This is a genomic window from Actinomadura sp. 1N219, from assembly GCF_044326405.1.
Taxonomy (GTDB): Bacteria; Actinomycetota; Actinomycetes; order Streptosporangiales; family Streptosporangiaceae; genus Spirillospora.
In genome coordinates this window covers 169,971-193,220 of sequence record NZ_JBIRAY010000012.1, presented here as the reverse complement: position 1 = coordinate 193,220, position 23,250 = coordinate 169,971, and the positions used below count along the sequence as shown (strand labels likewise).

General features: G+C 74.5%; 19 protein-coding genes. 6 read left to right on the top strand and 13 right to left on the bottom strand.

Features of this window, described 5'->3' with window-relative positions; genetic code table 11:
* Positions 1 to 19: 19 nt before the first annotated feature.
* Together ACH35V_RS31685 and ACH35V_RS31680 are read right to left on the bottom strand one after the other, a co-directional pair.
* The gene (locus ACH35V_RS31685) at positions 20 to 781 is read right to left on the bottom strand and encodes an Asp/Glu racemase (RefSeq protein WP_395978286.1); all 762 of its coding nucleotides are present in this window, start codon (positions 779 to 781) and stop codon (positions 20 to 22) included.
* Positions 782 to 797: 16 nt separating this feature from the next.
* On the bottom strand, positions 798 to 1,280 hold the full coding sequence (locus ACH35V_RS31680) for a DUF3830 family protein (protein WP_395978284.1): 483 nt from the start codon (positions 1,278 to 1,280) through the stop codon (positions 798 to 800).
* Positions 1,281 to 1,569: 289 nt separating this feature from the next.
* Here ACH35V_RS31680 and ACH35V_RS31675 point away from each other — a divergent pair, with 289 nt between their 5' ends.
* Together ACH35V_RS31675 and ACH35V_RS31670 are read left to right on the top strand one after the other, a co-directional pair.
* Positions 1,570 to 2,592, top strand: a complete 1,023-nt coding sequence (locus ACH35V_RS31675; RefSeq protein WP_395978015.1) for a D-2-hydroxyacid dehydrogenase — start codon at positions 1,570 to 1,572, stop codon at positions 2,590 to 2,592.
* Positions 2,589 to 3,986, top strand: a complete 1,398-nt coding sequence (locus ACH35V_RS31670) for an amidase (protein WP_395978013.1) — start codon at positions 2,589 to 2,591, stop codon at positions 3,984 to 3,986. Before ACH35V_RS31675 ends, ACH35V_RS31670 begins: the two co-directional genes overlap by 4 nt.
* Before the next feature lie 9 nt (positions 3,987 to 3,995).
* Here the strand turns inward: ACH35V_RS31670 and ACH35V_RS31665 are convergent, their stop codons facing one another.
* The 5 genes from ACH35V_RS31665 to ACH35V_RS31645 are packed head-to-tail and all read right to left on the bottom strand — an operon-like array spanning position 3,996 to position 8,756.
* Positions 3,996 to 4,661, bottom strand: a complete 666-nt coding sequence (locus tag ACH35V_RS31665) for a DUF1707 domain-containing protein (RefSeq protein WP_395978011.1) — start codon at positions 4,659 to 4,661, stop codon at positions 3,996 to 3,998.
* Positions 4,662 to 4,705: 44 nt separating this feature from the next.
* Positions 4,706 to 6,061 (bottom strand): dihydroorotase family protein, encoded by a 1,356-nt coding sequence (locus ACH35V_RS31660; RefSeq protein ID WP_395978009.1) that lies wholly within the window; start codon positions 6,059 to 6,061, stop codon positions 4,706 to 4,708.
* 10 nt (positions 6,062 to 6,071) lie between these two features.
* Complete coding sequence (locus tag ACH35V_RS31655) at positions 6,072 to 7,166, bottom strand: mandelate racemase/muconate lactonizing enzyme family protein (protein ID WP_395978007.1); 1,095 nt, start codon at positions 7,164 to 7,166, stop codon at positions 6,072 to 6,074.
* On the bottom strand, positions 7,163 to 7,789 hold the full coding sequence (locus ACH35V_RS31650; protein ID WP_395978005.1) for an SRPBCC family protein: 627 nt from the start codon (positions 7,787 to 7,789) through the stop codon (positions 7,163 to 7,165). Before ACH35V_RS31650 ends, ACH35V_RS31655 begins: the two co-directional genes overlap by 4 nt.
* Position 7,790: 1 nt before the next feature.
* Complete coding sequence (locus ACH35V_RS31645; RefSeq protein ID WP_395978003.1) at positions 7,791 to 8,756, bottom strand: MBL fold metallo-hydrolase; 966 nt, start codon at positions 8,754 to 8,756, stop codon at positions 7,791 to 7,793.
* Positions 8,757 to 8,899: 143 nt separating this feature from the next.
* On the opposite strand from ACH35V_RS31645, the gene ACH35V_RS31640 reads away from it, so the two are divergent.
* The 4 genes from ACH35V_RS31640 (at position 8,900) to ACH35V_RS31625 (ending at position 13,585) form a co-directional block, all read left to right on the top strand.
* The gene (locus tag ACH35V_RS31640; RefSeq protein WP_395978001.1) at positions 8,900 to 9,913 is read left to right on the top strand and encodes an asparaginase; all 1,014 of its coding nucleotides are present in this window, start codon (positions 8,900 to 8,902) and stop codon (positions 9,911 to 9,913) included.
* A gap of 71 nt (positions 9,914 to 9,984) precedes the next feature.
* Positions 9,985 to 10,479 carry a (2Fe-2S)-binding protein gene (locus ACH35V_RS31635; RefSeq protein ID WP_395977999.1) on the top strand — a complete coding sequence of 165 codons (495 nt, stop codon included), beginning with the start codon at positions 9,985 to 9,987 and terminating at the stop codon, positions 10,477 to 10,479.
* Complete coding sequence (locus ACH35V_RS31630) at positions 10,476 to 11,357, top strand: FAD binding domain-containing protein (protein ID WP_395977997.1); 882 nt, start codon at positions 10,476 to 10,478, stop codon at positions 11,355 to 11,357. The genes ACH35V_RS31635 and ACH35V_RS31630 overlap by 4 nt, the downstream gene beginning before the upstream one ends.
* A complete protein-coding gene (locus tag ACH35V_RS31625; RefSeq protein WP_395977995.1) occupies positions 11,354 to 13,585 on the top strand; it encodes a xanthine dehydrogenase family protein molybdopterin-binding subunit in 2,232 nt (743 codons plus the stop codon). The genes ACH35V_RS31630 and ACH35V_RS31625 overlap by 4 nt, the downstream gene beginning before the upstream one ends.
* A gap of 46 nt (positions 13,586 to 13,631) precedes the next feature.
* Here ACH35V_RS31625 and ACH35V_RS31620 read toward each other — a convergent pair whose 3' ends face one another.
* The 6 genes from ACH35V_RS31620 to ACH35V_RS31595 all read right to left on the bottom strand — a co-directional run bounded on the left by ACH35V_RS31620 (position 13,632) and on the right by ACH35V_RS31595 (position 23,250).
* On the bottom strand, positions 13,632 to 14,240 hold the full coding sequence (locus tag ACH35V_RS31620) for a PadR family transcriptional regulator (protein ID WP_395977993.1): 609 nt from the start codon (positions 14,238 to 14,240) through the stop codon (positions 13,632 to 13,634).
* A 94-nt stretch (positions 14,241 to 14,334) separates the two neighbouring features.
* Positions 14,335 to 16,626: an FdhF/YdeP family oxidoreductase gene (locus tag ACH35V_RS31615; RefSeq protein ID WP_395977991.1), complete on the bottom strand. Its 2,292-nt coding sequence runs from the start codon at positions 16,624 to 16,626 to the stop codon at positions 14,335 to 14,337.
* 55 nt (positions 16,627 to 16,681) lie between these two features.
* On the bottom strand, positions 16,682 to 17,767 hold the full coding sequence (locus ACH35V_RS31610; RefSeq protein ID WP_395977989.1) for a S1C family serine protease: 1,086 nt from the start codon (positions 17,765 to 17,767) through the stop codon (positions 16,682 to 16,684).
* 121 nt (positions 17,768 to 17,888) lie between these two features.
* Entirely contained in the window at positions 17,889 to 19,151 is a 1,263-nt protein-coding gene (locus tag ACH35V_RS31605) for a multidrug effflux MFS transporter (protein ID WP_395977987.1), read from the bottom strand.
* A gap of 111 nt (positions 19,152 to 19,262) precedes the next feature.
* Positions 19,263 to 20,993: a hypothetical protein gene (locus ACH35V_RS31600; RefSeq protein WP_395977985.1), complete on the bottom strand. Its 1,731-nt coding sequence runs from the start codon at positions 20,991 to 20,993 to the stop codon at positions 19,263 to 19,265.
* 4 nt (positions 20,994 to 20,997) lie between these two features.
* Positions 20,998 to 23,250 carry a hypothetical protein gene (locus tag ACH35V_RS31595; protein WP_395977983.1) on the bottom strand — a complete coding sequence of 751 codons (2,253 nt, stop codon included), beginning with the start codon at positions 23,248 to 23,250 and terminating at the stop codon, positions 20,998 to 21,000.

Genomic DNA, 23,250 nt, shown 5'->3' with positions numbered 1-23,250 from the left:
ATCCTAACGCTCATGGCGATCACGCCGCCGTGGACGGTGCCAGCTGCACCAGCGACTGCCCAGGACCGGCCGCCGAGCGGCCCATCGCGCGCAGCGCGGTGCACATCGTGACCTGGTTGGCCGTGAGGACCGGCTTGCCGATCATCTGTTCCAGCGGCGCGATGATGTCGTAGGTCGGCACGTTCGTGCAGCTGATGTAGACGGCGTCGGCCTCCGGGCCGTCGACCGTCGACACCGCCGACACGATCTCGCCGTACCCGACCTTCCAGATGTGGCTGAGCAGCCCCATCCCGACGGACGACACGACCTCGATGCCGTACTCGTTGAGGAACGACACCAGCCGTTCGGTGACCGCGTCGATGTACGGCGTCACGACCGCGATCCGGCGGACGTTGAGCAGCGCCAGCGACTCCACCAGCGCGCCGGACGTCGTCGTCGAGACCGGCGCCCCGGCCGACAGCATCGACTGGTGCAGCTGGATCTCGCCCGCCTTGCCGCGGATGAAGCTGCCCGAGGCGCAGGCGTAGGCGACGGCGAGCGGCTCGGGCGCCAGCACGTCCCGCGTGGCCTGCCGGACGATCGACTGGTCTGACAGCGCGGACGCCATCTCGACCGTGACCGGCACGGGCACGTACGGCAGCCGGGTCATGTAGAGCGACACGTCGTCGGGCGTCCACCGCCACAGCTCACGGTCGAGGGCGAAGTCGAAGGGCGCGACGACGCCGATGCCGTGCTGGGCCAGCAACTCGGGGCCGACGACCAGCGTGGGGTCGAATGTCATCTGCGCGGCCACCGCTCTAAGCTTCGGCACGGCTGTAGACCAGGCGCTCGCCGGCTCCACCGGATCGCCAGACGTCGTTGCACGCCTCCGCCATCCGATCCAGGCCGTCGACGATCGTCGCGTACACGTTGCCGGGGACCCAGCCGACGTCCCCGTTCAGCAGCAGGTTGTTGCGGCCGTAGAAGATCGCGAGGTCGATGACGCCGGGCAGGGCGTGGATGTTCTTCTCCTCCTTGAACCGCCGGTCGAGCATGCCGCCGGCGAACGAGAAGTAGACGACGTCGCCCGGGATGGGGGTGACGGTGGGGTTCTCCAGGCCGACCTCTTCCTCGGAGAACCGCTCGACCATCGTGTACACCTCGTTGCGGGCGTACTTGGCGTGGTACGCGTCGCCGCCGAGGGGCAGGGCGCGCCAGACCGCCTCGCAGGTCCGCGGCGCGTCCTTCTCCAGCAGTTCCGCGACGCACGAGACGCCGCGGCGCTCCAGTGTGATGGTCATGAGCTTCGGCATGCTGGACCTCCCCGTGCACAGGGGTGGGCGAAGGCGTCGCCACCCGAAAGGACTCTCCGTGTTTGGCTCCCGGGGGAGCTGTTAGAGCGCTCTGGGATCCGTCCTGGCCTTGCATGGGCAGCGGGTTGCGACGGTCTTGCAGCACACGTCTCAGTGCGGTGACCGGGGCCGCGGTGCACCACGCTGATTGTTGACAATCCTACGAACTGTTCCTAGCGTGTCAATGCCTCCCCGTGTTGCCTTCGCGTAAACCCTGCTCTCCCTGGATGTGGCGCCGATGGAGCATGTTCCGCCCGCACCCGCCGGGCCGCCCGACGTGGTGGTGCTGACGGGCGACGTCCCGCCCCGCGGCATGGACGCCGTGGAGCGCCTCGCGCGCGTCCGGTACGTCCGCGAGCCGGAGCTGGCCGAGGCCCTTCCCGGCGCGGACGTCTTCTTCATGTGGGACTTCCTCTCGGACGCCGTCGCGGGCGCCTGGCCGTCCGACGGCGGGCCGGGTTGGGTGCACATAGCCAGCGCGGGCGTCGAACGCCTGATGTTCCCCGGCCTGATCGAGGGCGACGCCGTCATCACCAACTCGCGCGGCATTTTCGACGAGCCGATTGCAGAGTACGTCCTCGGGCTGGTGCTCGCGTTCGCGAAGGACCTGCACACGACCGTCAGGCTGCAGGGGGAGCGGCGCTGGCGGCACCGCGAGACCGAGGGGATCACCGGCGCCCGCGCGCTGGTCGTCGGCACCGGGCCGATCGGCCGCGCGATCGGCCGCCGCCTGTCCGCCGCGGGCCTGGCGGTCTCCGGGGTCGGCCGCACCGCCCGCGACGCCGATCCCGACCTCGGCGCCGTCCACCCGATGGAGCGGCTGGACGAGGCGCTCGCCGCCGCCGACTACGTCGTGCTGGCCGCGCCGCTCACGCCGCAGACCCGCGGCATGATCGACGCCGCGGCGCTGGACCGGATGCGCCCGTCAGCGCGGCTGGTCAACGTGGGGCGCGGCGCGCTGGTGGCCGAGGCCGACCTCGTCAAGGCGCTGCGCGACGGGCGCATCGCGGGCGCGGCGCTGGACGTGTTCGAGGACGAGCCGCTCCCGCCGTCGTCGCCGCTCTGGGCCATGCCGAACGTGATCGTCTCGCCGCACATGTCGGGCGACGTGGTCGGCTGGCGCGACGAGCTGGTCCGGCTGTTCGCCGACAACCTCGGCCGCTACGCGGCGGGCCGCCCGCTCCGCAACGTCGTGGACAAGCGGCTCGGCTACGTCGGAACCTCATCCGGGTCCGGGTCAGAGCAGAGGGGGCAGTCATGACCGACGCGGCCGACCTGACCGCGACCGAACTGATCGAGGCGTACGAGGCCGGGACGCTCTCGCCGGTCGAGGCGGCCGAGGCCGTCCTCGCCCGGATCGAGCGGGACGACCCGGAGCTCAACGCGTTCTGCCTCGTCGACGCGGAGACCACGCTCGACATGGCCAAATCCGCCGCCGACCGCAGGCGGCGCGGCGCGACGCTGGGCCCGCTGGACGGCGTGCCCGTCTCGATCAAGGACATCCTGCTCACCCGCGGTTGGCCGACGCTGCGCGGCTCAGCGACCGCCGACCCGGCAGGCCCCTGGGACGAGGACTCCCCGGCCGTCGCCCGCCTCCGCGAGCAGGGCGCGGTGTTCGTCGGCAAGACGACCACGCCGGAGTTCGCGTGGAAGGGCGTGACCGACAACCCGGTCGACGGCGTCACCCGCAACCCGTGGGACCCGTCCCGCACGCCCGGCGGGTCGTCCGGCGGCGCGGCGGCGGCCGTCGCGGCGGGCATGGCCCCGCTCGCGCTCGGCACCGACGGCGGCGGCTCGGTCCGCATCCCCGCCGCGTTCACCGGGACCTTCACCATCAAGCCGACTTACGGCCGCATCCCGCACTACCCGGCGAGCGCGTTCGGGACGCTCGCGCACACCGGCCCGATGACCAACACCGTCGCGGACGCGGCGCTGCTGCTCGACGCGGTCTGCGGCGCCGACGGCCGCGACTGGTCGGCGCTGCCGCCGCCGGACGTCGTGTTCAGCGAGCCCGGCCCGGACGACCTGACCGGCCTGCGCGTCGCGTTCAGCCCCGACCTCGGGTTCGCGGAGGTCGATCCGGAGATCGCGGCGTCCGTCGCGGCCGCGGCCGAGGCGTTCGCCGAGCTCGGCGCGAAGGTCGAGCAGGCCGACCCCGGCTTCGCCGACCCGGTCGAGGAGTTCGAGGTGCTGTGGTTCGCGGGCGCCGCCAAGGTCGTGGAGAAGCTCTCGCCGGAGGCCCGCGCGCGGCTCGACCCCGGCCTGCGGGAGATCTGCGAGCAGGGCGCCCGGTACTCGGCCGTCGAGTACCTCACCGCCACCGCCCGCCGCATGGACCTGGGCCGCCTCATGGGTCTGTTCCACGAGCGGTACGACCTGCTGATCACCCCGACGATGCCGATCGCCGCGTTCGAGGCGGGCGTCGAGGTGCCGCCGGGGTCGGCGTCCCGCCGCTGGACGAGCTGGACGCCGTTCACCTACCCGTTCAACATGACCCAGCAGCCCGCGGCGAGCGTGCCGTGCGGCTTCACGTCCGGCGGGCTGCCCATCGGGCTCCAGGTCGTCGGAGCCCGCCACGCCGACGCGCTGGTCATGGCCGCGTGCGCCGCCTACGAGCAGGCGCGTCCGTGGAAGCGGTTCACGGGGGCGCGCTGAGCGCGGCCGTCAGTCGTCCTGGGAGCGCTTCAGTTCCTTCTCGCGCCGCTTCTGCCTGCTCGACCTGCGGCGCTTCACGCCGACGCCGCCCCAGAACGCCAGGCCCTTGACGACGACCGTCGGCGCGCCGGGCGCGCCCGGTCCGCTGGCCCGGTTGTCGAACCCGCCCATGATCCCGAGGCCCTTGACGTGCACGGTGATGTCGTCCGGGACGATCACCTCGAACCCGCCCATGATCGCGAACGCGCGGATCGTCGTCACCGGCTCGTCGAACCGCGCCTCGCGCAGGTCGATCTTGCCGCCGCCCCAGAACGCGAACGCCCGGAACCTGCGGGGGACGTTCCAGACGCCCGTCCGGTTGAACCCGCTCATGATGCCGATCCCGGTCTTCCAGGTCGGCGCGCCCTCCAGCGGACGCCAGTCCGCCCCGGCCGCCCCGGCCGGCATCGGGGGCGCCGCCGTCCCGGGCGACGGCAGGTCGCGGGTGATCGGCTCCAGGTCCCCGTAGGTCTTGGCCGCGTAGACCGCGTCGAGCCGCTCGTCGAGCTCCGCGAGGGTCAGCCGCCCGTCGCCGGCCGCCTCGCGCAGCACCTGCGCGACCCGCTCGCGGTCCGCGTCGCCGGCGCGCATCTCCGGCGTGCCGGGGGTTCCGGCGGGCTCGGGGAGGTTCGTCATGCCCAGAGCCTAGACCGCGGCCGCGCCGGGCGGCGACCCGCGCGTCATCCGGGCCGCAGGCCGGGGCCGGGGAGGAAGCGCCCGGTACGCGCGTCGGCGGGTTCGCCGTCCTCGGCGACGAGGTCGCCGCGCAGGTAGGTGCGCACCACCCGGCCGGTGAAGGCGCGCCCGTCGTAGGGCGTCCAGCCCGCCTTGGAGTGGACGGCGGCGTCGCGGGCCGTCCACGCCCGCGCCGGGTCCACGAGCACGAGGTCGGCGTCGGAGCCCGGCGCGACGCGGCCCTTGCGGGGCCAGAGCCCGTACAGCCGGGCCGGGACCTCCGCGTACAGGCGCGCCACGTCCTCGTAGGAGATCAGCCGGCGGGCGGCGGCGTCGAGGAGCGCGGGCATGGTCGTGTCCAGGCCCGGCAGCCCGAAGTGGACGTCCCAGATCCCGCCGGACGTCTTCTGCTCCCGCGTCGACGGCGCGTGGTCGGACGAGACGTGCGTGAGCGGCCCGTCGCGCAGCAGCCGCCACATCTCCTCCTCGTCGGCGTCGCAGCGGGCGCGGGCCGGCGGCGTGAACTTGCGGAACGGGCCGTGGTCCAGGACCTCGTCCTCGCGGAGCAGCAGGTACTGGGGGCAGGTCTCGGCGAACAGGCGGGCGCCGCCCGCGCGCTCCCGCGCCAGGTACGCGGCGACCTCGGGATGGCTGACGTGGGCGACGGCCGCGCGCGCCCCCGCCTTGCGGACGAGCACGCCCGCCACCATCGCCGCGACGACCTCCGCCTCGCGGCTGCGCCACTGCGGGATGAGCCCGCCGTCGTCGCGGCCCTCCGCGCGCAGCACCTCGCCCGCGGACTCGGTCAGCGACTCGTCCTCGCAGTGCAGCAGGCTGACCGCGCCCGCCTCGGCGGTCGCGCGCAGGTGCCGCCGCAGCGCGGCGGCGTCATGCCCCGGCACGCCGTGCGTGGTGCACGTGAACACCTTGAAGAAGGCGGCGCCCGCCTCCCACAGCGGCCGGACCTCCCGCTCGGCGCCCGGCCAGGCGTGCGCGGCGAGCGCGAAGTCGACGTTGGCACGGCCGTCCAGGTGGGCGGTCTTCGCCGCGAGGTCGCCTGCGGTCCGGACCGGCTCGCCGTGCGCGTGCTCGATGATCGTCGTCGTCCCGGCGGCGGCCGCGGCGCGGGTGCCGTGCGGGAAGTCCTCCCGGTCGGTGGCGCCGGGGTCCATGAGGTGGACGTGGGTGTCGACGCCGCCGGGCAGCACGAGCAGCCCGGCGGCGTCCACCCGCCGCCGCGCCGGCAGGCCGCCGCCGCTGAGGGCGACGACGCGGCCGTCGCGGACGGCGACGTCGGCGCGGCGGCGTCCCGAGCCGGTGACGACGGTGCCGCCGGAGATCACGAGGTCGAGGAAGGCCACGGGACGTCCCTCAGATCCGGTACTTCGCGACGGCGGGCTCCGACAGCCGGATCCCGAATCCCGGCACGTCAGGCAGCTCGATGTGCCCGTCGCGCACCGTGATCGGCTCCTCCATGATCGGCTGCCACCAGGGCTGGTACTCCTGCCACACCGCGTTCGGCGCCGCGCAGGCGAGGTGCGCCGAGTGCTCCATGAACAGGTGCGGCGTGACGGGCAGCCCGAACGCCTCGCAGACGTGCGCGGCCTTCATCCACTCGGTGACGCCGCCCATGCGCATCAGGTCGGGCATGACGTAGTCGGCCGCCCTGGCGCGGGCGAGCGCAAGCAGCTCGTCCTTGAAGTAGTTGGACTCGCCCGTGCACAGCGGCATCGGCGTCCGCGCGGCGGCGGCCGCGTAGTCGTCCACGCGGCCGTGGGGGATGGGCTCCTCCAGCCAGAAGACGTCGTGCTCGGCGAACAGCCGGGCCATGCGGAGCGTCCGCTTGAGGTCCCACGCCTGGTTGGCGTCCACCATCAGCTTCACGTCCGGGCCGACGGCCTCGCGGACGGCCCGGACGCGCCGGACGTCCTCGTCCGGGTCGGGGAGCCCGGCCCGCATCTTGACGGCGCGGAAGCCCTGGTCGACCAGGTCGCGGGCCTCCGCCGCCAGCTCGTCGACCGTCCGGTCGAGCCACAGGCCCTGGCTGGCGTAGGTCTCGATCCTGGTCCGGAACCCGCCGAGGAGCCGGTGCACGGGCAGTCCGGCGGCCTGGCCCGCGACGTCCCAGCAAGCGGTGTCCAGCGCGGACATCGCGAGGGCGGCGACGCCGCGGCGGCCGATGAACCCGGACGCGCCCGCCATCCGCCCCCAGTGCGCCTCGCGGGCGAGGGCGTCCTCGCCGACCAGCGTCTCGCCGAGGTCCTCGACGAACCGGACGAGGGACGCGACGCGGCCCCGCCCGAACGCGAAGCTCCATGCGACGCCCTCGTGCCCGTCCCGCGTCCGCACCCGCACCAGCGCCGTGTCGATCGCGGGGATGGGGAAGGCGGCGGTGACGAGCGGCCGGTCGAGCGGGATGGACAGGAAGTCCGTCCGGACCTCGGTGACGGTAGTTCCGGAGGTCATGGTGTGGTCCTCTCCTCTGCGGTGCGGCGGCGGCGGAACGGGCGTGCGAGCGCCGCGAGGACGCGCCGCAGCAGCGACCCGCCCGCGAGCCCGAGCACGTCGATCGGGTCGTCCGCCCGCGCCCGCTCCACGGGCCTGGGGCTCTCCACGGGCCCGGCGGTCTCGGGGCTCTTGGGGGATTCGGCGGTGAGCTGTGCGGCCAGCGCGTCCGCGAACTGGCCGATGATCTTGTTGCCGACGTCGGCGATGACGCCGCGGCCCAGCTGCGCGGGCTTGCCGGTGATGTCGAGGTCGGTGAGCACCTCGACCCGGGTCGCCCCGCCCTCGGCGGCGAGCCGCATGGTGACCGTGGCGGCGGCGGTGCCCGCGCCGCGGGCGTCCTTGCCCCTGGCGGTGAGCGTCGCCGTGCGTGTCGCGGGGTCGCGGGACGTGAACTCGGCCCGCCCCTTGTAGGTCAGGGTGACCGGCCCGACCTTCGCCTTGACCCGGCCGGTGAAGACGTCGCCGTCCACCGATTCGAGCGTCGCGCCGGGCATGCAGGGCGCGACCCGCTCGACGTCGAGCAGGACGGTCCACGCCTCGTCCACCGGGACGGGCACGGTGAAGGTGTTCTCGATCCGCATCTCAGCCCCCCTGGCCTATGGCGGACGTGCCCGCGAGCCAGCGGTAGGTGAGCAGGACGTTCAGCCGGTGGTTGGACCGGACGAGCGCGGCGAACCGGTCCGCCTCCTCGGGGCCCGCGCCGGGGACGACGTCCGACAGCGGCAGCGGGTCGTCCAGCGCGACCTCGTCGAGCGCCTTCTCCACGCTCGCGCCCGCGTCGCACAGCCGCGCGACCGAGGACGCCACGTGCTGCAGGTAGTGCAGGTGCCAGCTGATGCCCGGCTCGGCGGCGGCGAGCGGCCCGTGCCCGGGGACGAGCGTGTCCACCCTGATGGCGGCCTTCAGCGACTGGATCGAGCGGCCGTAGCCGACCGGGTCGCCCGCCAGCAGCATCGGCGGGATGCCGTGGTGGCGGAGGAAGTTGCCGACCCACGCCACCTTCGCGTCCGGGACGTGCACGACGGTGTCGCCCGATCCGTTGCCGGGCCCGAAGTGCCACAGGTGGACGACGCGCCCGCCGAGGTCGATCTCGCAGAACCGGTCGAACACGAGGTCCGGCTCGCGCCAGGTGACGACGTCGTCCAGGCCGTCGTCGCCGTACATGCTGCTGAGCCGCAGCTCCTTCTCGTGCTCCAGCGAGATCGACGCCATGGACGCCTTGTTGAGCCGGGACGAGACGAGCGTGACGTCGTCGCCGAAGGCGGAGTTCCCGAACGTGTGGTCGCCGTGGAAGGTGGTGTTGGCCAGGTACCGGACGGGCTTGTCGGTGAGCTCTGCGACGACCTCCTGGAGGTAGCGGCCGACGCCCGGGGTGATGCCCGAGTCGATCACCATCGCGGCGCGATCGCCGACGATCAGGCCGTTGTTGTCCTTGGGGATCCGGTTGGCCATCAGCGCGTACACGCCGTCGGCCAGCTCCTCGGGGCGTAGTTCGAGGCCGCGCGGGCTGAGGTTCGGCGGGACGAAGTCCTCCTGTCGTTCGCTCATCTCGTGGATCACGGGCAACGGCCAGCAGACCACCTTCGCCTCCATTCATGTACAGATTTATGTATCGTGATACTTAAAAGCTAACCAGGTGCGCGGCGGCCGTCAAGGGGCGGCCCGGACGCGGCCCGCAGGAGGTGCCCGCCATGACGCCCGTCAGGACGAGAAGCAGGATCCATGTGCTCGCGCTCGGGGGCACGATCGCGATGACCGGCCGGGGGCGGGGGCAGGGCGTCCGGCCGGAGCTCGACGCCCGCGCGCTGGTGGCCGGGGTGCCCGCGCTTGCGTCCGTCGCCGAGATCGGCTTCGACGCCGTGCGCCCCGTGCCGGGGGCGGAGCTGCGGCTCGGCGACGTCACGGCGGTCGCCGCGCGGGCCGGGGAACTGCTCGAAGGCGGCCGGGACGGCGCGGACGGCGTGGTCGTCACCCAGGGCACCGACACTCTCGAAGAGACCGCGTTCGCGCTCGACCTGCTGTGCGGGTCGGACCGTCCGGTCGTGGTGACCGGCGCCATGCGCAACCCGGACATGCCGGGCGCGGACGGCGCGGCGAACCTGCTGGCCGCCGTGCGGGTCGCCGCGAGCGGGGCCGCCGCCGGCGCCGGGACCGTCGTGGTCATGAACGACGAGATCCACGCGGCGCGGTTCGTGCGCAAGGGCCACACCTCGCGGCCGTCGGCGTTCGGCGGCGCGGGGATCGGGCCGATCGGCTGGGTCGCCGAGGACCGCGTCCGGATCCCGCTGCGTCCCGCGCGGCGCGTGCGGGTCGCCCCGCCGCCGGGCGCGGAGCCGCCGCCGGTCGCGCTCGTCACGGCCGCGCTCGGGGACGACGGCCGCGTCCTGTCCCGCCTTCCCGGACTGGGCTACGCGGGGGCGGTGGTGGCCGCGTTCGGCGCGGGTCACCTGCCGCACCGGATGGCGGACGAGGCGGCCCGGCTCGCGGAGTCGCTGCCGGTCGTCCTGGCGTCCCGGACGGGCGCGGGGGAGGGGTTCCGCGACACCTACGCGTTCCCCGGCTCCGAGAGCGACCTGCTGGGACGGGGGCTGATCTGCGGTGGCGCGCTCGACCCGTACAAGGCGCGCGTCCTGCTGTCGCTCGCCCTCGCCGCGGGCTGGGACGCCCGCCGGATCTCGGACGCGATCGAGCGCCTGTCCGCCTGAGGGGATTGCGACGCTCCCGGCACTTATGTAATTTGATACATATATCGAGACCTATGGAGGAGGCGGGCGACGTGGGGCGATGGACGGCCGAGGACGACACGGTGGCGTGCGCGCTGGACGTCAACGACCGCGCGGAGACGGTCCGCGTCCCGCCGCGGCGGACCCTGGCCGACGCGCTGCGCGACCACGGGCTCACCGGGACGCGCCTCGGCTGCGAGCACGGGGTCTGCGGGGCCTGCACGGTGCTGATGGACGGCCGTCCCGCCCGGTCGTGCCTGGCGCTGGCGGTCCAGGCGGAGGGCTCGCGGATCGAGACGATCGAGGGCGGCGCGCCCGAGCTGCCGGCGCTGCGGCGCGCGTTCGACGAGGGCGGCGCGCTCCAGTGCGGGTTCTGCACGCCCGGGTTCCTGATGCTCGCCGCCGGGCTGCTCCGCGCCGAGCCGGACGCGTCCCCTGACCGGGTCCGCGAGGTGATCAGCTCCAACCTGTGCCGCTGCACCGGGGGCGTGCCGATCCTGAACGCCGTCCTCGCCGCGCAGCGGGAGCTGGCCGGGAGCCCGAGGTGAAGCCGCCGCCGTTCGCCTACGCGCGGGCCGCGACCCTCGGCGAGGCGCTCGCGCTGGTCGCCGAGGCCGGGGACGAGGCCAAGCTCCTCGCGGGCGGGCAGAGCCTCCTGCCGCTGCTGTCCTACCGGCTCGCCAGGCCGACGCACCTGGTCGACATCGGCCGCCTGCCCGGCCTGGACGGCATCGACCCGTCCGGCGGCGGCCTCGCGATCGGCGGGCTCGCCCGGCACGCCGCAGTGGAACGCTCCGCCGGGCTCGCCGGGCCGTGGCGGGCGGTCCGGGAGGCGGCCGCGCTGATCGGGCACCTGCCGATCAGGGAGCGCGGGACGTTCGGCGGCAGCATCGCGCACGCCGACCCGTCCGCCGAGCTGCCCGTCGTGGCCCTCGCGCTCGACGCGGCGTTCGTGCTGCGGTCGGCGGCCGGGATGCGGACCGTCCCGGCGGCGGAGTTCTTCACGGGCCCGTTCATGACGGTCATTGACCCGGCGGAGGTGCTCGTGCGGGCCGAGTTCCCCGCGCCGCCGCCCGGACTCCGCAGCGCGTTCGAGGAGTTCACCGCCCGCTCCGGCGACTTCGCGCTCGTCTCGGCGGCGGTCGCGCTCGCGCCGGGGGAGGACGGCGCCGCACGGCACGTCCGGATCGCGCTCGGGTCCGTCGGGCCCGTCCCCGTCCGGGCGCGGGAGGCGGAGGCGTCGCTGGACGGCGCCGCGCTCACCCCGGACGCCGCCGCTGCCGCCGCGCGGATCGCGGCCGCCGAGGCCGAGCCGGGCGAGGACGCCTTCGCCGGGGCGGCGTTCCGCCGCGACCTCGTCGCGGCGCTGGTCGAACGGGCGCTGACCCGGCTCATCGACGAAACGGACGAGGGAGGCAGGCCGTGACCCAGATCATCGGCGACGACGTGCGGCGGGACGCCAACGCCGCGCTCCTCGCGGGCACCGCGCGCTACGTGGCCGACCTGCGCCGCGACGGCGAGGTCCACGTCCGCGTCGTGCGCAGCCCGATCGCGCACGCGCGGATCGCCTCGATCGACGTGACCGAGGCCGCGGCGCATCCGGGGGTGGTGGCCGTGCTCACCGCCGCCGACCTGCCGGACGTCCGCATCCCCATCCGGCTGCCGATGTTCGAGACCCCGGAGGCGAACCGGTTCCTGCAGCCGCCGCTCGCGCGCGACGTCGTCCGGTACGTGGGCGAGCCGATCGCCGTCGTCGTCGCGGCCGACCCCTACGTCGCCGAGGACGCGGCCGAACTCGTCGACGTCGACCTGGACGAGCTGCCCCCGGTCACCGTCCTCGCCGACGCGGCGGACGCCGAGCCCGTCCACCCGGAGGTGGGCACGAACGTCGTCAACACCGTCCCGCTCACCCACGGCGACGTGGACGCCGCGTTCGCCGCCGCGGACGTCGTCGTCCGGGAGCGGTTCCGCATGCACCGGCACACCGCCGTCCCGATGGAGACCCGCGGCCTCCTCGCGGAGGTCGACGAGGTCACCGGGCGGCTGACGCTGTGGGGCGGCGCCAAGGTCAAGCACTCGGTGCGGCAGGCGCTCGCCGGGATGCTCGGCATCCCCGCCGACCGGATCCGGGTCGCGGAGGTGAACGTCGGCGGCGGCTTCGGCGTGCGCGGCGAGACCTACCCGGAGGACTTCCTGGTCGCGTTCCTCGCGCTGCGGCTGCGCCGCCCGGTGAAGTGGGTAGAGGACCGCGCCGAGCACTTCGTCGCCACCAACCACGCCCGCGAGCAGGAGCACGAGCTGGAGATCGCGGCCACGGCCGGCGGGCGGCTGCTCGCCTTCCGCGACCGGGCCGTCGCCGACCACGGCGCCTACGTCCGCTCCCAGGGCATCCTGCCGGAGCTGCTGCCCGCGCAGCAGATCGCGGGCCCGTACCGCTGGGCGGCGTTCTCCGTCGAGTCGGCCGGCGTCATCACCAACCGCACCCCGGTCGGCACCTACCGCGGGCCGGGCATGACCGAGGCGACGTTCGCCCGCGAGCGCTTGCTGGACATGCTGGCCGCGCGTCTCGGCGCCGACCCGGCCGAGCTGCGGCGGCGCAACCTGATCACGGCCGACGCGATGCCGTTCACGTTCGCGATGGCCGAGGGCTCGGCCGTCCCCGCGATCACCTACGAGAGCGGCGACTACCCGTCCGCCCTGGACGAGCTGCTGGACGCCGCCGGATACGACGGCCTCAAGCGCGAGGCCGCCCGGCGCCGCGCCGGAGGCGAATGCGTCGGCGTCGGCCTCGCCGCCTACATCGAGATCGGCGCGATCGGGCCGTTCGAGGAGGCCCGCGTCGTCCCGGACGCCGCCGGCGGGTTCACCGTGCACATCGGGTCCAGCTCGCTCGGGCAGGGCGTCGAGACGGTGATCGCGCAGATCGCCGCGGACGTCCTGCGCGTCCCCGTCCGGGACGTCACGGTCGACGTCTCCGGCACCGACGAGATCCCCATGGGCTTCGGCGCGTTCGCGAGCCGCTCCACGCCGGTCGCGGGGAACGCCGTCCTGCTCGCCGCGCGGGACCTGCGCGCCAGGGCCGCCGAGGCGCTCGGCGCGGACCCCGGCGACGTCGAGTTCGCGGCGGGCTCCGTCCGCGCGGGCGGGGCGCTGCTGCCGGTCGGCAAGCTGGGGGAGGGACGCGGCCGGTTCGACAAGCCCAGCCCGACGTTCTCGTTCGGCGGCGCGCTGTCGCTCGTCGGCGTGGACCGTCCGACCGGGCGCGTCCGGGTGCTGCGCCACATCGTCATGCACGACGTGGGACGGGCGATCAACCCGGCCCTGGTCCGCGGGCAGCTCGCGGGCGCCGCCTCGCAGGGGATCGGCGGCGCGCTGCTGGAGGAGCTCCTCTACGACGCGCAGGGGCAGCCGCTGTCCACGACCTTCGGCGACTACCGGATGCCGACCGCGGCGGAGCTGCCCGAGATCGAGACCGTGGTGGTCGAGCACCGCCCGCCCGCGTCCAACCCGCTGGGCGCGAAGGGCGCGGGGGAGGCGGGGATGGTCGCCACGCCCGCCGCGATCGCCAACGCGGTCGCCGACGCGCTCGGCCCGGACGCGCCGGTCACCCGGCTGCCGCTCACCCCCGACCGCGTCCGCTCACTCCTGCGCTGACCGCGCCGGCGCCCTGGCGTCCCGGCGCGTCCGCGTTCCGGCCGCGTCAGCGCTCGCCGCGCAGCGGAACGCCCTTGCCCTCCAGCTCGTCGAGCAGGGCGAGGCCCTCCTCCGCCCACGCGATCTCGGCCCGGGCCTTGAGGACCTCGCCCCGGAAGGCGAGCTTGCGGAACGCGACGATCGCCTCGTGCTCCTCCTCGGGCCGCTGCTCCAGGCGGCGGCGCAGCAGCGACACCCGGCGCGCGTCCAGGTCGGCCAGCATCTGCTCCCAGTCCCGGAGCGCGCGGGTGAAGTGGCGCAGGTGCTCCTGGAGCTGGTGGCGGGCCGCCTCGTAGGTGGCCTGCTCGAAGTGCGCCGCCTTCAGCCGGTACGGGTCGCGCTCGGACTGGTACGGGGTGGGCTCCCGCTCCCACCGCTGCAGCTCGGCGGTGCCCGCCTCGTTGATCGAGTAGACCCGCTTCTCGGCGCGCTCGCCCCGCGGCACGACCTCGACGCCGACCAGGCCGTCGCGCTCCATCCGGCGCAGCTCCGGATAGATCTGGCTGTGCGGCGCGCTCCACACGTACGCGACGCTGCCGTCGAAGTACTTGACCAGCTCGTACCCGGTCATGGGCTGGGCGGTCAGCGTGGCGAGCAGCGCGTGGCGCAGTGACATCGACGTCCCCATTGGTCCACCGGGCAGTGATCCATAACAGTATCAACAGACATACCCGGGGACCGGCGGCCGGACGGGGCGCCCGGCCGCGTTCTCAGTCCGCCGGCTCCAGCCGCACGACGATCGACTTGGACGTCGGGGTGTTGCTGATCTCGGCGGTGCTGTCGAGCGGGACGAGGACGTTCGTCTCCGGGAAGTACGCCGCGGCGCAGCCCCGCGCGGTCGGATAGGACACGAGGCGGAACGACGGCGCCCGCCGCTCCACCGTGCCCGCGGAAGGATCGGCCCATTCCGAGACGAGGTCGACCATCGCGCCGTCGTCCAGGCCGAGGGCGGCCAGGTCGGACGGGTTGACGAACACGACGCGGCGTCCGGCCTTGATGCCCCTGTAGCGGTCGTCCAGGCCGTAGATCGTGGTGTTGTACTGGTCGTGGCTCCGGACGGTCTGCAGCAGCAGCCGCCCCTCCGGGACCCGCAGGACGTCCAGCTCGTTCACCGTCAGGTTGGCCTTGCCCGTCGCGGTCGGGAACCTGCGCTCGTCGCGCGGCGCGTGCGGGAGCGTGAACCCGCCCGGCTCCCGGACGCGGGCGTTGTAGCGCTCGAAGCCGGGGACGACCCGGGAGACGTGGTCGCGGACGACGTCGTAGTCGCGCTCCATCGCGTCCCAGCCGATGCCCGAGCCGGGCAGCACCGCCCGCGCGAGGCGGCAGACGATCGACACCTCCGACAGCAGGTGCGGGGACGCCGGGGCCAGCCGGCCCCGGGACGCGTGCACCATGCCCATCGAGTCCTCGACGGAGACGAACTGCGGCCCCGACTCCTGGACGTCGCGTTCGGTGCGGCCCAGCGTCGGCAGGATCAGCGCCGTCTCGCCCGCCACCGCGTGGGAGCGGTTGAGCTTGGTGGACACCTGCGCGGTCAGCCGGCAGCTCCGCAGCGCCGCCTCGGTGACGGCGGAGTCGGGCGTCGCCCGGACGAAGTTGCCGCCCATCCCGAGGAACACCTTCGCGCGGCCGTCGCGCATGGCGCGGATCGCGTCCACGGTGTCGAGGCCGTGCTCGCGCGGCGGCTCGAACCCGAATTCTGTGGCGAGCGCGTCCAGGAACTCGGGCTTCGGCTTCTCCCAGATGCCCATCGTCCGGTCGCCCTGGACGTTGGAATGGCCGCGCACCGGGCAGACGCCCGCGCCCGGACGGCCGATGTTGCCGCGCAGCAGCAGGAAGTTGACGATCTCGCGGATCGTCGGGACCGAGTTGCGGTGCTGGGTGAGGCCCATCGCCCAGCACACGATGATCTTCTTCGCGCCGAGCACGTCGTCCAGCGCCGCCGCGATCTCCTCCCGCGTCAGGCCGGTGGCCTCCAGCACGTCGTCCCAGTCCAGGCCGAGGACGTGCTTCTCGAACTCCTCGAACCCGTGGGAGTGCGCGGCGAGGAAGTCGCGGTCGACGGCGTCGGGCGCGTCCGATTCGAGGAGCATCCGGTTCAGGGCCTGGAACAGCGCGAGGTCGCCGTTCAGCCGGATCTGCAGGAACCGGTCGGCCAGCATCGTGCCCCGCCCGGCGAGGCCGGACGCGCGCTGCGGGTTCTTGAACCGCATCAGCCCCGCCTCGGGCAGCGGGTTCACCGCGACGATCCGCGCGCCCTCCTTTTTGGCCCGTTCCAGCGCGGACAGCATCCGCGGGTGGTTCGTGCCCGGGTTCTGCCCGACGACGAAGATCAGATCGGCCTGGTAGAGGTCGTCCAGCAGCACCGAGCCCTTCCCGATGCCGATCGTCTCGCTCAGCGCCGACCCGGACGACTCGTGGCACATGTTGCTGCAGTCGGGGAGGTTGTTCGTCCCGAAGGCGCGGACGAACAGCTGGTAGGCGAACGCGGCCTCGTTGCTCGTCCGGCCGGAGGTGTAGAAGACGGCCTCGTCCGGCGAGTCGAGCGCGGTCAGCTCGGACGCCAGCAGCCGGAACGCCTCGTCCCACGACACCGGCTCGTAGTGCTCGGACCCGGCGCGCTTCAGCATCGGCTCGGTCAGCCGCCCCTGCTGCCCGAGCCAGTGGTCGGACCGCTCCGCCAGCTCCGACACGCTGTGCCCGGCGAAGAACTCCCGCGTGATCCGCCGCGTCGTGGCCTCCTCCGCGACGGCCTTCGCCCCGTTCTCGCAGAACTCGGCGACGTGCCGGTGGTCGCCCTCGGGCCACGCGCAGCCCGGGCAGTCGAACCCCTGCTTCTGGTTGACGCGCAGCAGCGTCAGCGCGGTGCGCCGCACGCCCATCTGCTCGTACGACTGGCGCAGCGCGGCCGTGACCCCGGGCACGCCGGCCGCCCATTCCTTCGGCTGTGAAACGTCGAGACTCGCGTCGTCGAAGTCGTCGGCGGGCGCCCTGCGGCTCATCGCACTCATCCTCCTGCTCGGCTGGACACCCCCAACTGTCGCACGTGCGCGGAGGTCACTGCGGCGGGCCCTCCGCCAGCCGGATCGTGGCGGCCATGAGCGCCCCCTGCGGGGTGGTCCACTCCACCCGGACGACGTCGCCGGGACGATGCGCGAGAACCAGCGCCGTCAGCGTCGTGGACGTGTCGACGGCCTGGCCGCCCAGCCGCACGATGGCCGCGCCGACCGGGACCCCCGCGGCCTCGGCGGGCGCGCCCGGGACGACCTCCGCGACGAGGGCGCCGGGGGAGTTGCCGTTGGAGCGGACCTTCACGCCGAGCATGGCCGTCGGGCCGATGTGCACGGTGGACGACGACTCGCCGCGCCGGATCTGCCCGGCGACCTCCAGGGCCCGGTCGGTCGGGATCGCGTACCCGCGGTGGTTCTTCCGCGGCTGGGACCCGTCCATCGTGAACCCGGCGGACGCGGCGGTGTTGATCCCGATGACCTTCCCGGCGGTGTTCAGCAGCGGCCCGCCCGAGTCGCCCGGCTTGATCGGGGCGCTGGTCTCGATCAGCCCGCTCAGCCGCTCGGACGTGCCGTTGGTGTCGTCACGCGCGGTGACCGACTGCTCCAGCGCGGTGACCTTCCCGGTGACGACGGTGGGCGTGCCGCCCTTGCCGCCCGCGTTCCCGACGGCGGTGACCGTGTCGCCGACCGCCACGTCCGCCGCGGACGCGAACACCGCGGCCTTGAGCCGGGACGCGCCGGTCAGCCGGATCACCGCGATGTCGCCCGTCCGGTCGTACCCGACGACCCGCGCGGCGTAGGCGCGGCGGTTGTCGGTGTCGGTGCCCTTGATCTCGGTGGCGCCCTGGATCACGTGGTTGTTGGTCAGGACGAGCCCGGACGGGTCGAGCACGATGCCCGTCCCGGCGGCGCGGGTGCCGTTCAGCGACTGCTCGGTCTCGATGTTGACGACGCCCGGCCGCCGCCCGCTTGGCTTGGCGTGCTCGGTGGCGGCGGTCTCGGTCGCGGCCGGCGGGACGTCCCCGGACCCCACGCCCTCCATCGCCCGGCAGCCGGGCAGGACCAGGGACAGCAGCATGACCAGGAGTATCGGGATCGCGGTACGGGCGCCGCGCCGCACGGTATCGCTCACCTCGGCCCTGCCTTCCTGGGGGGCGACCCCCAGACCCCCGGGTCTCGGCCCGAAGATCCTCGCTTCGCTGCGGCCTTCGGCCCTCCTGAGCTTTCCCCTAATAATTCCCGATTCCTGGGGATTAGTCGGGGACGGCCGGGGCGGAGGCGGTCGGAGGGGCGGGGGACGGGCGGGTGACGGCCGCGGTGACGGCCGCGGCGAGCAGGCCCAGCGCCGCGATCGACACGGCCATCGGGACGGCGGTGTCCGTCCCGGCGATGCCGGCCAGCGGCGCGGCGGCGCCGCCCAGCGCGAACTGCGACACGCCGAGCAGCGCCGAGGCGCTCCCGGCGACGTGCGGCGCGCGTCCCGACAGGGCCAGCGCGGTCGCGTTCGGCCCGATGAGGCCCTCCCCGCAGGCGAGCAGGAACAGCCCCGCCAGCACCCCGGGCAGGCCGCCGCCGGCGAGCACCGCGACGACCAGCACGATCCCGCCGGCGACGACGATGGCGAGCCCGGCGGCGAGCAGCCTCCGCAGCGCGACCCGTCCGGCGAGCATGCCGCTGACCTGGCCCGCGGCCACGATCCCGATGGAGTTCACGCCGAACACGAGGCTGAACGCCTGCGGCGACAGGTCGTAGACGCCCTGCAGCACGAACGGCGACCCGGAGATGTAGGTGAACAGGGCGGCGAACCCCAGGCCGCTCGCCAGCCCGTATCCGACGAACGACCGGTCGGCCGCGAGCGTGCGGAACGTCGCCGCCGTGGCCCGCAGCCCGCCCGTCTCGCGGCTTCCCGGCGGGAGCGTCTCCTTGAGCCCGAGCAGCGAGCCGAGGAACAGCGCCACGCCGATCCCCGCGAGGACGGCGAACACGCCCGGCCACGGCACGATCCGCAGCAGCTGCCCGCCGAAGACGGGCGCGAGGATCGGCGCCGCCCCGTTCACCAGCATCAGCAGCGCGAAGAACTTGGCGGCGGCGACGCCGTCGTACAGGTCCTGGACGATCGCGCGCGCGATCACGATCCCGGCGGCCCCGGCGGCGCCCTGCACCAGCCGCAGCGCGATGAGCGCCTCCACGGTCGGCGCGGCCGCGCAGAGCAGCGACGCGACGGCGTACGCGGCGAGCCCGATCAGGAGCGGGCGGCGGCGTCCGAACGCGTCGCTGAGCGGCCCCGCGACGGCCTGCCCCACGGCGAGCCCGACGATGCAGGCCGTCAGCGTGAGCTGCGTCTGCATCGCCTCCGTCGACAGGTCCTCGGCGAGCGTCGGCAGGGCCGGCAGGTACATGTCGATCGACAGCGGCGCGAGGGCGGTCAGCGCCCCGAGCACCATGATCAGCCAGAGCCGCCGGTCGGCCGGACGGGCCTGCGAGGTCTCGGCTGCCGATCCGGCCGTCTGGGTCATGGGGGCTCCGTACGTGGGGGTACCGATCCCTTTAAATCAGATGACGGTCCGTTATCTTCCGCGTCAGGGAGTGGGGTATGTCACATTCGGCCGGGGCGGCCTGGAGGCGGCCTAGAACGGGAGGCGTTCGGCGGCGGCCACGACCGCGCCCGTCAGGGTGCCCGCGGTGAGGACGGACAGGCCGCACAGGACCGCCCAGCGTCCGACCGTGTAGCCGACGGGGACGCGGGCCGAGCCGCGCCCGCGCACGGGCCACGGGGCGCGCAGCGGGGCCGTCCCGGGAAGCTCCGGCGACGGGTCGCCGGGTGCGGCGTCGGCGGGCGGGTGGTCGCCGTTCGGCGAGGCGGCCAGCCCGGTCACCCAGCCGAGCAGGTCGGCGACATCCGCGGGCTCGGTCGCCAGGCCCGACGCGAAGTACCGCACCTGCCCGGCGACCTGGTCGAGCGTCCGGACGGTGTTGCCGAGCCCGACGCGTCCGAGCCATTCGCGCAGGTCGGCGTCCCCGGCGAGGCAGCGGCCGATCTCCGTGCGGGCCAGCAGGTCGGTCTTGGTGACGATGACGGCGACGCGCTTCTGCCGCCCCTGGTCGGGACGCGAGCGCAGCTCGTTCAGCACCCGCTGCAGGGTGTCGGCGGGATCCTCCTCCGACGACACGGCGGCGTCGTCGACGAACTCCCGCTCGTCCCCGGTCAGGGCCCTGCGGAGCTGGGGGAGGGCGAACGGGTCTACCACGAACAGCAGCGCCTCGCTGTGGTCGAGGTAGCGCAGCGACTCGACTTCGGTGGCGCCCGTGTAGTGCTCGCCGGCGGGGTCGAACAGGTAGAGGATGCGGCGCGCGCGTCCCGGCAGCTCGATGTCGACCATGGTGGCCAGGGGCAGCTCCGGGCCGGTCTTGGCGAGACGTCCGCCGCGCTGGAATTCGTGGATCGCGCCCGCGTACGCCTGCGCGTGCCTCTGCTCGACGAACGCGAGCCGCCCGTGGACGGCGCGCGCTCGTGCGTGCAGGGCCCGGATGCCGAGGACCATGAACGTCGTCTTGCCCGCGGCCGGGCCGCCGACGAACGGCAGCGGTTCGACGCGGACGCGCCCGATCCGCTCGGGCAGCCGTCCGCCGCAGTGCGGGCAGTACGCGGCCAGGCGGAACCGTCCGAGCGGCACGGTCGTGGGCAGCCGCGCCCCGCAGCGGCACACGTGCCGGAACGCTCCGCCCGAGCCCGGCGCGAGATGCCGGTGCCGCGCGCCGCATCCCGGGCATTCGTACTCCGGCAGGCCGATCCGCTCGTAGCAGAACGGGTGCGGGCAGGTCTGCAGGATCCGCCCGTACGTCATGAACACGCGCTCCACGACGGCGAGGACGAGCACGCACACCAGCCACACCGCGAGCCCGGCCGCGGCGACGACCCCGTACAGGACGGTCAGCGCGAGCACGAACCCGGACGCCGGAACGGCCGCGGCGACGATGCCCGCGCACAGCGCCAGCCAGATCGGGAAGACGAAGAACCCCCAGAGCCCGCCGAGCAGGACCCGGGTGAGCTGGACGATGACGCCCCTGGCCGTCCGATACACCTGCGGGACGACGGTGCGGCTGATCGTCCACCAGTCGCGCCACACCTGGCCGAGCAGGTAGTGCCGGTAGGAGATTTTCGGCTCGGCGACCGGCGACGGCCCTTCGAGGGTGGACGGCGCGAGCGTCCGGCACGCGTGCAGGTAGTACAGGCCCAGCGCGGCGACCCCGGCGACGACGAGCGTCCCGGCGAACAGCACGGGGAACACGTACATGAACCCGAGCCACATCGCGGCGCCCCACACGGCGATCAGCAGCAGCACGAGAATGGGATGCACGGGTTCACCTCCCTCTGCGGACGGATTCGTCCTCGGCGAGGAGGTCCCGCAGGACGGCGCGGAGCTCGGGGCTGCGCGCCAGGTGCGAGTCGAGCTGCTTCGCCGCGAGCCAGCGTCCGGCGGCGGCCCGCGCCCACGCCTCCAGGGCCGGTTCGGCGCGTCCGCGCGCCTTCAGCCGCAGCACGACCTCGACCAGCTCGTTGCGCTGCTCGATCTCGGCGCCGCGCAGCGGGGCGCGGCCGGCGCGGGCGCGTGCGGGCAGCTCGGCGGTCCACTGCGCGCCGAGCCGGGCGCGGGCGGCGTCGGGCAGCTCGGCCAGCAGCTCCGCCCGGAACGCGGGTGGGCGGCGGGTCAGCCGCCGCGCGGCCCCGACGAACGCCTCCCCGGCGAGCTGCGACGTCGCTCCCTCCGCGGCCGTGATCTCGCCCAGCGCCTGCGCGGCGCGGGACGGGCCCGCGGTGATCGCCTTCCCGTACGCCTGGACGAGCGCCGCGTCGCGCCCGGACCGCCCGTCCGGCATCAGCTCGCGGACCCGTTCCGCGAGCCGCAGCGCCGCCGGGTCGGCGAGGCGCTCGCCGCCGGGGAACGCGAGCCGCGTGAACGTCCGGGACGGCAGCCCGGCCAGCGCGGGACGCTCCGCCACCGCCTTCCCGTGCGCGTCCAGCAGATCGGCGCATTCGCCGGCGGACGGAGGCGTCCCCCAGACCTCGCGCAGCGCCGCGTCGACGCCGGCGGCGCCGAAGTCGTCGCCGTCGATCCGGAGCAGCTCGCCGGTGACCGCGATCCTGCGTCCGGGGCTTCTCCGTCCGACCGACGCCAGCACGGCGCACGCGACGGCGGGCGCGGCGCGCAGCCGTTCGGCGTGCTTGTGGAGGAGATCGCAGTTCCCGGACGTGAGGGCCGCCGCCCGTGCCGGTTCGTCGGCTTCGGCCAGGCCGGAGATGACGCCGTCCAGCAGGGCGCCGCGGAGCGCGGCGGGGCAGCCGGAGAGCGCCTTGCCCAGGTCAACGGCTCCGCCCCGCGCGCAGCTGGCCGCAGACGCCTTGATCTCGGCGGGTTCGAGGGGCACCCCCGCGCGCTCGGCCACCCCGGCCGCCGCCACCACGGCCGTCAGATCGGACGCCTCCGCCAGCGCGTCCAGGACCCGCTCGGTGACGCGGAGCGAGCACTGCCGCGCGACCTCGACGGCGCCCGCCGCACGCGCCCGCTCATGGACGGCGAGCGCCAGATCCAGCCCCATGGACGGCACGCCGGGCACCAGGTCGCGCCACACCCACTCGGGAATCCTGGAGCCGCGCCGCGACATCAGCTCCGCCGCCGCGGCCTCCTCGTCCGCCGTGACGGTCGCGTCCCCCCGGCACAGGGCCAGCAGCGCGGCGGCGCCCTCCTGCGCGGGGTCGTTCAGCGGGGCCAGCTCGCCGAGCGCGTCCAGGCCGCCGAAGTCGGAGTCGCGCCAGCAGCCGGCGACCGTCCGCGCGAAACGGCTCGCCAGCCCGTCCGGACCGTTGTCGCGGAGGTCGAACGCGGACGCGTGCGAGGCGTGGTGCTGCGCGGCCGCCCAGATCGCGGGGGTCGTGCCGACCAGGCGCTGGGCCGCGCCGTCCGGGTCGGCGGTGTAGGTGACGAACGAGAGCCGCGCCGCCGCCGCGACCGGCAGCGAGTACGACACGACCGCGATCCAGCGCGCGATCAGCTCCACGTCGCCGGAGACCAGGACGACCCGGCCGTGGCCCCGGCCCAGGACGTCCGCGACGGCGTCGACCAGATGGCCGAGCAGCGCGTACGGGTCGCCGGGCCCGGACACCGCGAGCCACGCGGCGAGCGCCTCGGGGTCGAGCGCCGCGCCGGGGGTCAGCTCGTCCAGCCGGTCGAGGACGGTCTCCGGCGCGGGATCGTGCGTCCAGTGCGGGGCGTGCCACAGTTCGGCGGGACGCAGGCCCTCCAGCTCGTCCGGCTCGGCCACGACGGCGTGCGCGAAGAAGTTGCCGTAGCGGCCCGAGTAGTCGCGGCCCAGGTAGCGGCAGCGCAGCAGCAGCGGGCGCCCGTCCACCTGGTCGTACAGCAGCGACACGGGGAACTCGCCCAGCTCGGTGTCGTCCGGCGACAGCGGCGCGTCGGGCGGCGGACGGTACGACAGGTACGGCGTCACTCCCGCCCGCACCCCGTGCGGCAGGCCCGGAGTCTCCGCGACGAACTGGAACCCGGCCCGGCCGGTGGGCCCGCGCCGCGCGGAGGTGTAATGCAACTGCCAGGCCAC

Bases quoted from the DNA above. Each gene is read 5' to 3' on its own strand.
- ACH35V_RS31685 (WP_395978286.1), bottom strand. From the start codon at position 781: ATGACATTCGACCCCACGCTGGTCGTCGGCCCCGAGTTGCTGGCCCAG.
- ACH35V_RS31680 (WP_395978284.1), bottom strand. From the start codon at position 1,280: ATGACCATCACACTGGAGCGCCGCGGCGTCTCGTGCGTCGCGGAACTG.
- ACH35V_RS31675 (WP_395978015.1), top strand. From the start codon at position 1,570: ATGGAGCATGTTCCGCCCGCACCCGCCGGGCCGCCCGACGTGGTGGTG.
- ACH35V_RS31670 (WP_395978013.1), top strand. From the start codon at position 2,589: ATGACCGACGCGGCCGACCTGACCGCGACCGAACTGATCGAGGCGTAC.
- ACH35V_RS31665 (WP_395978011.1), bottom strand. From the start codon at position 4,661: ATGACGAACCTCCCCGAGCCCGCCGGAACCCCCGGCACGCCGGAGATG.
- ACH35V_RS31655 (WP_395978007.1), bottom strand. From the start codon at position 7,166: ATGACCTCCGGAACTACCGTCACCGAGGTCCGGACGGACTTCCTGTCC.
- ACH35V_RS31650 (WP_395978005.1), bottom strand. From the start codon at position 7,789: ATGCGGATCGAGAACACCTTCACCGTGCCCGTCCCGGTGGACGAGGCG.
- ACH35V_RS31645 (WP_395978003.1), bottom strand. From the start codon at position 8,756: ATGAGCGAACGACAGGAGGACTTCGTCCCGCCGAACCTCAGCCCGCGC.
- ACH35V_RS31640 (WP_395978001.1), top strand. From the start codon at position 8,900: ATGACGCCCGTCAGGACGAGAAGCAGGATCCATGTGCTCGCGCTCGGG.
- ACH35V_RS31620 (WP_395977993.1), bottom strand. From the start codon at position 14,240: ATGTCACTGCGCCACGCGCTGCTCGCCACGCTGACCGCCCAGCCCATG.
- ACH35V_RS31615 (WP_395977991.1), bottom strand. From the start codon at position 16,626: ATGAGCCGCAGGGCGCCCGCCGACGACTTCGACGACGCGAGTCTCGAC.
- ACH35V_RS31605 (WP_395977987.1), bottom strand. From the start codon at position 19,151: ATGACCCAGACGGCCGGATCGGCAGCCGAGACCTCGCAGGCCCGTCCG.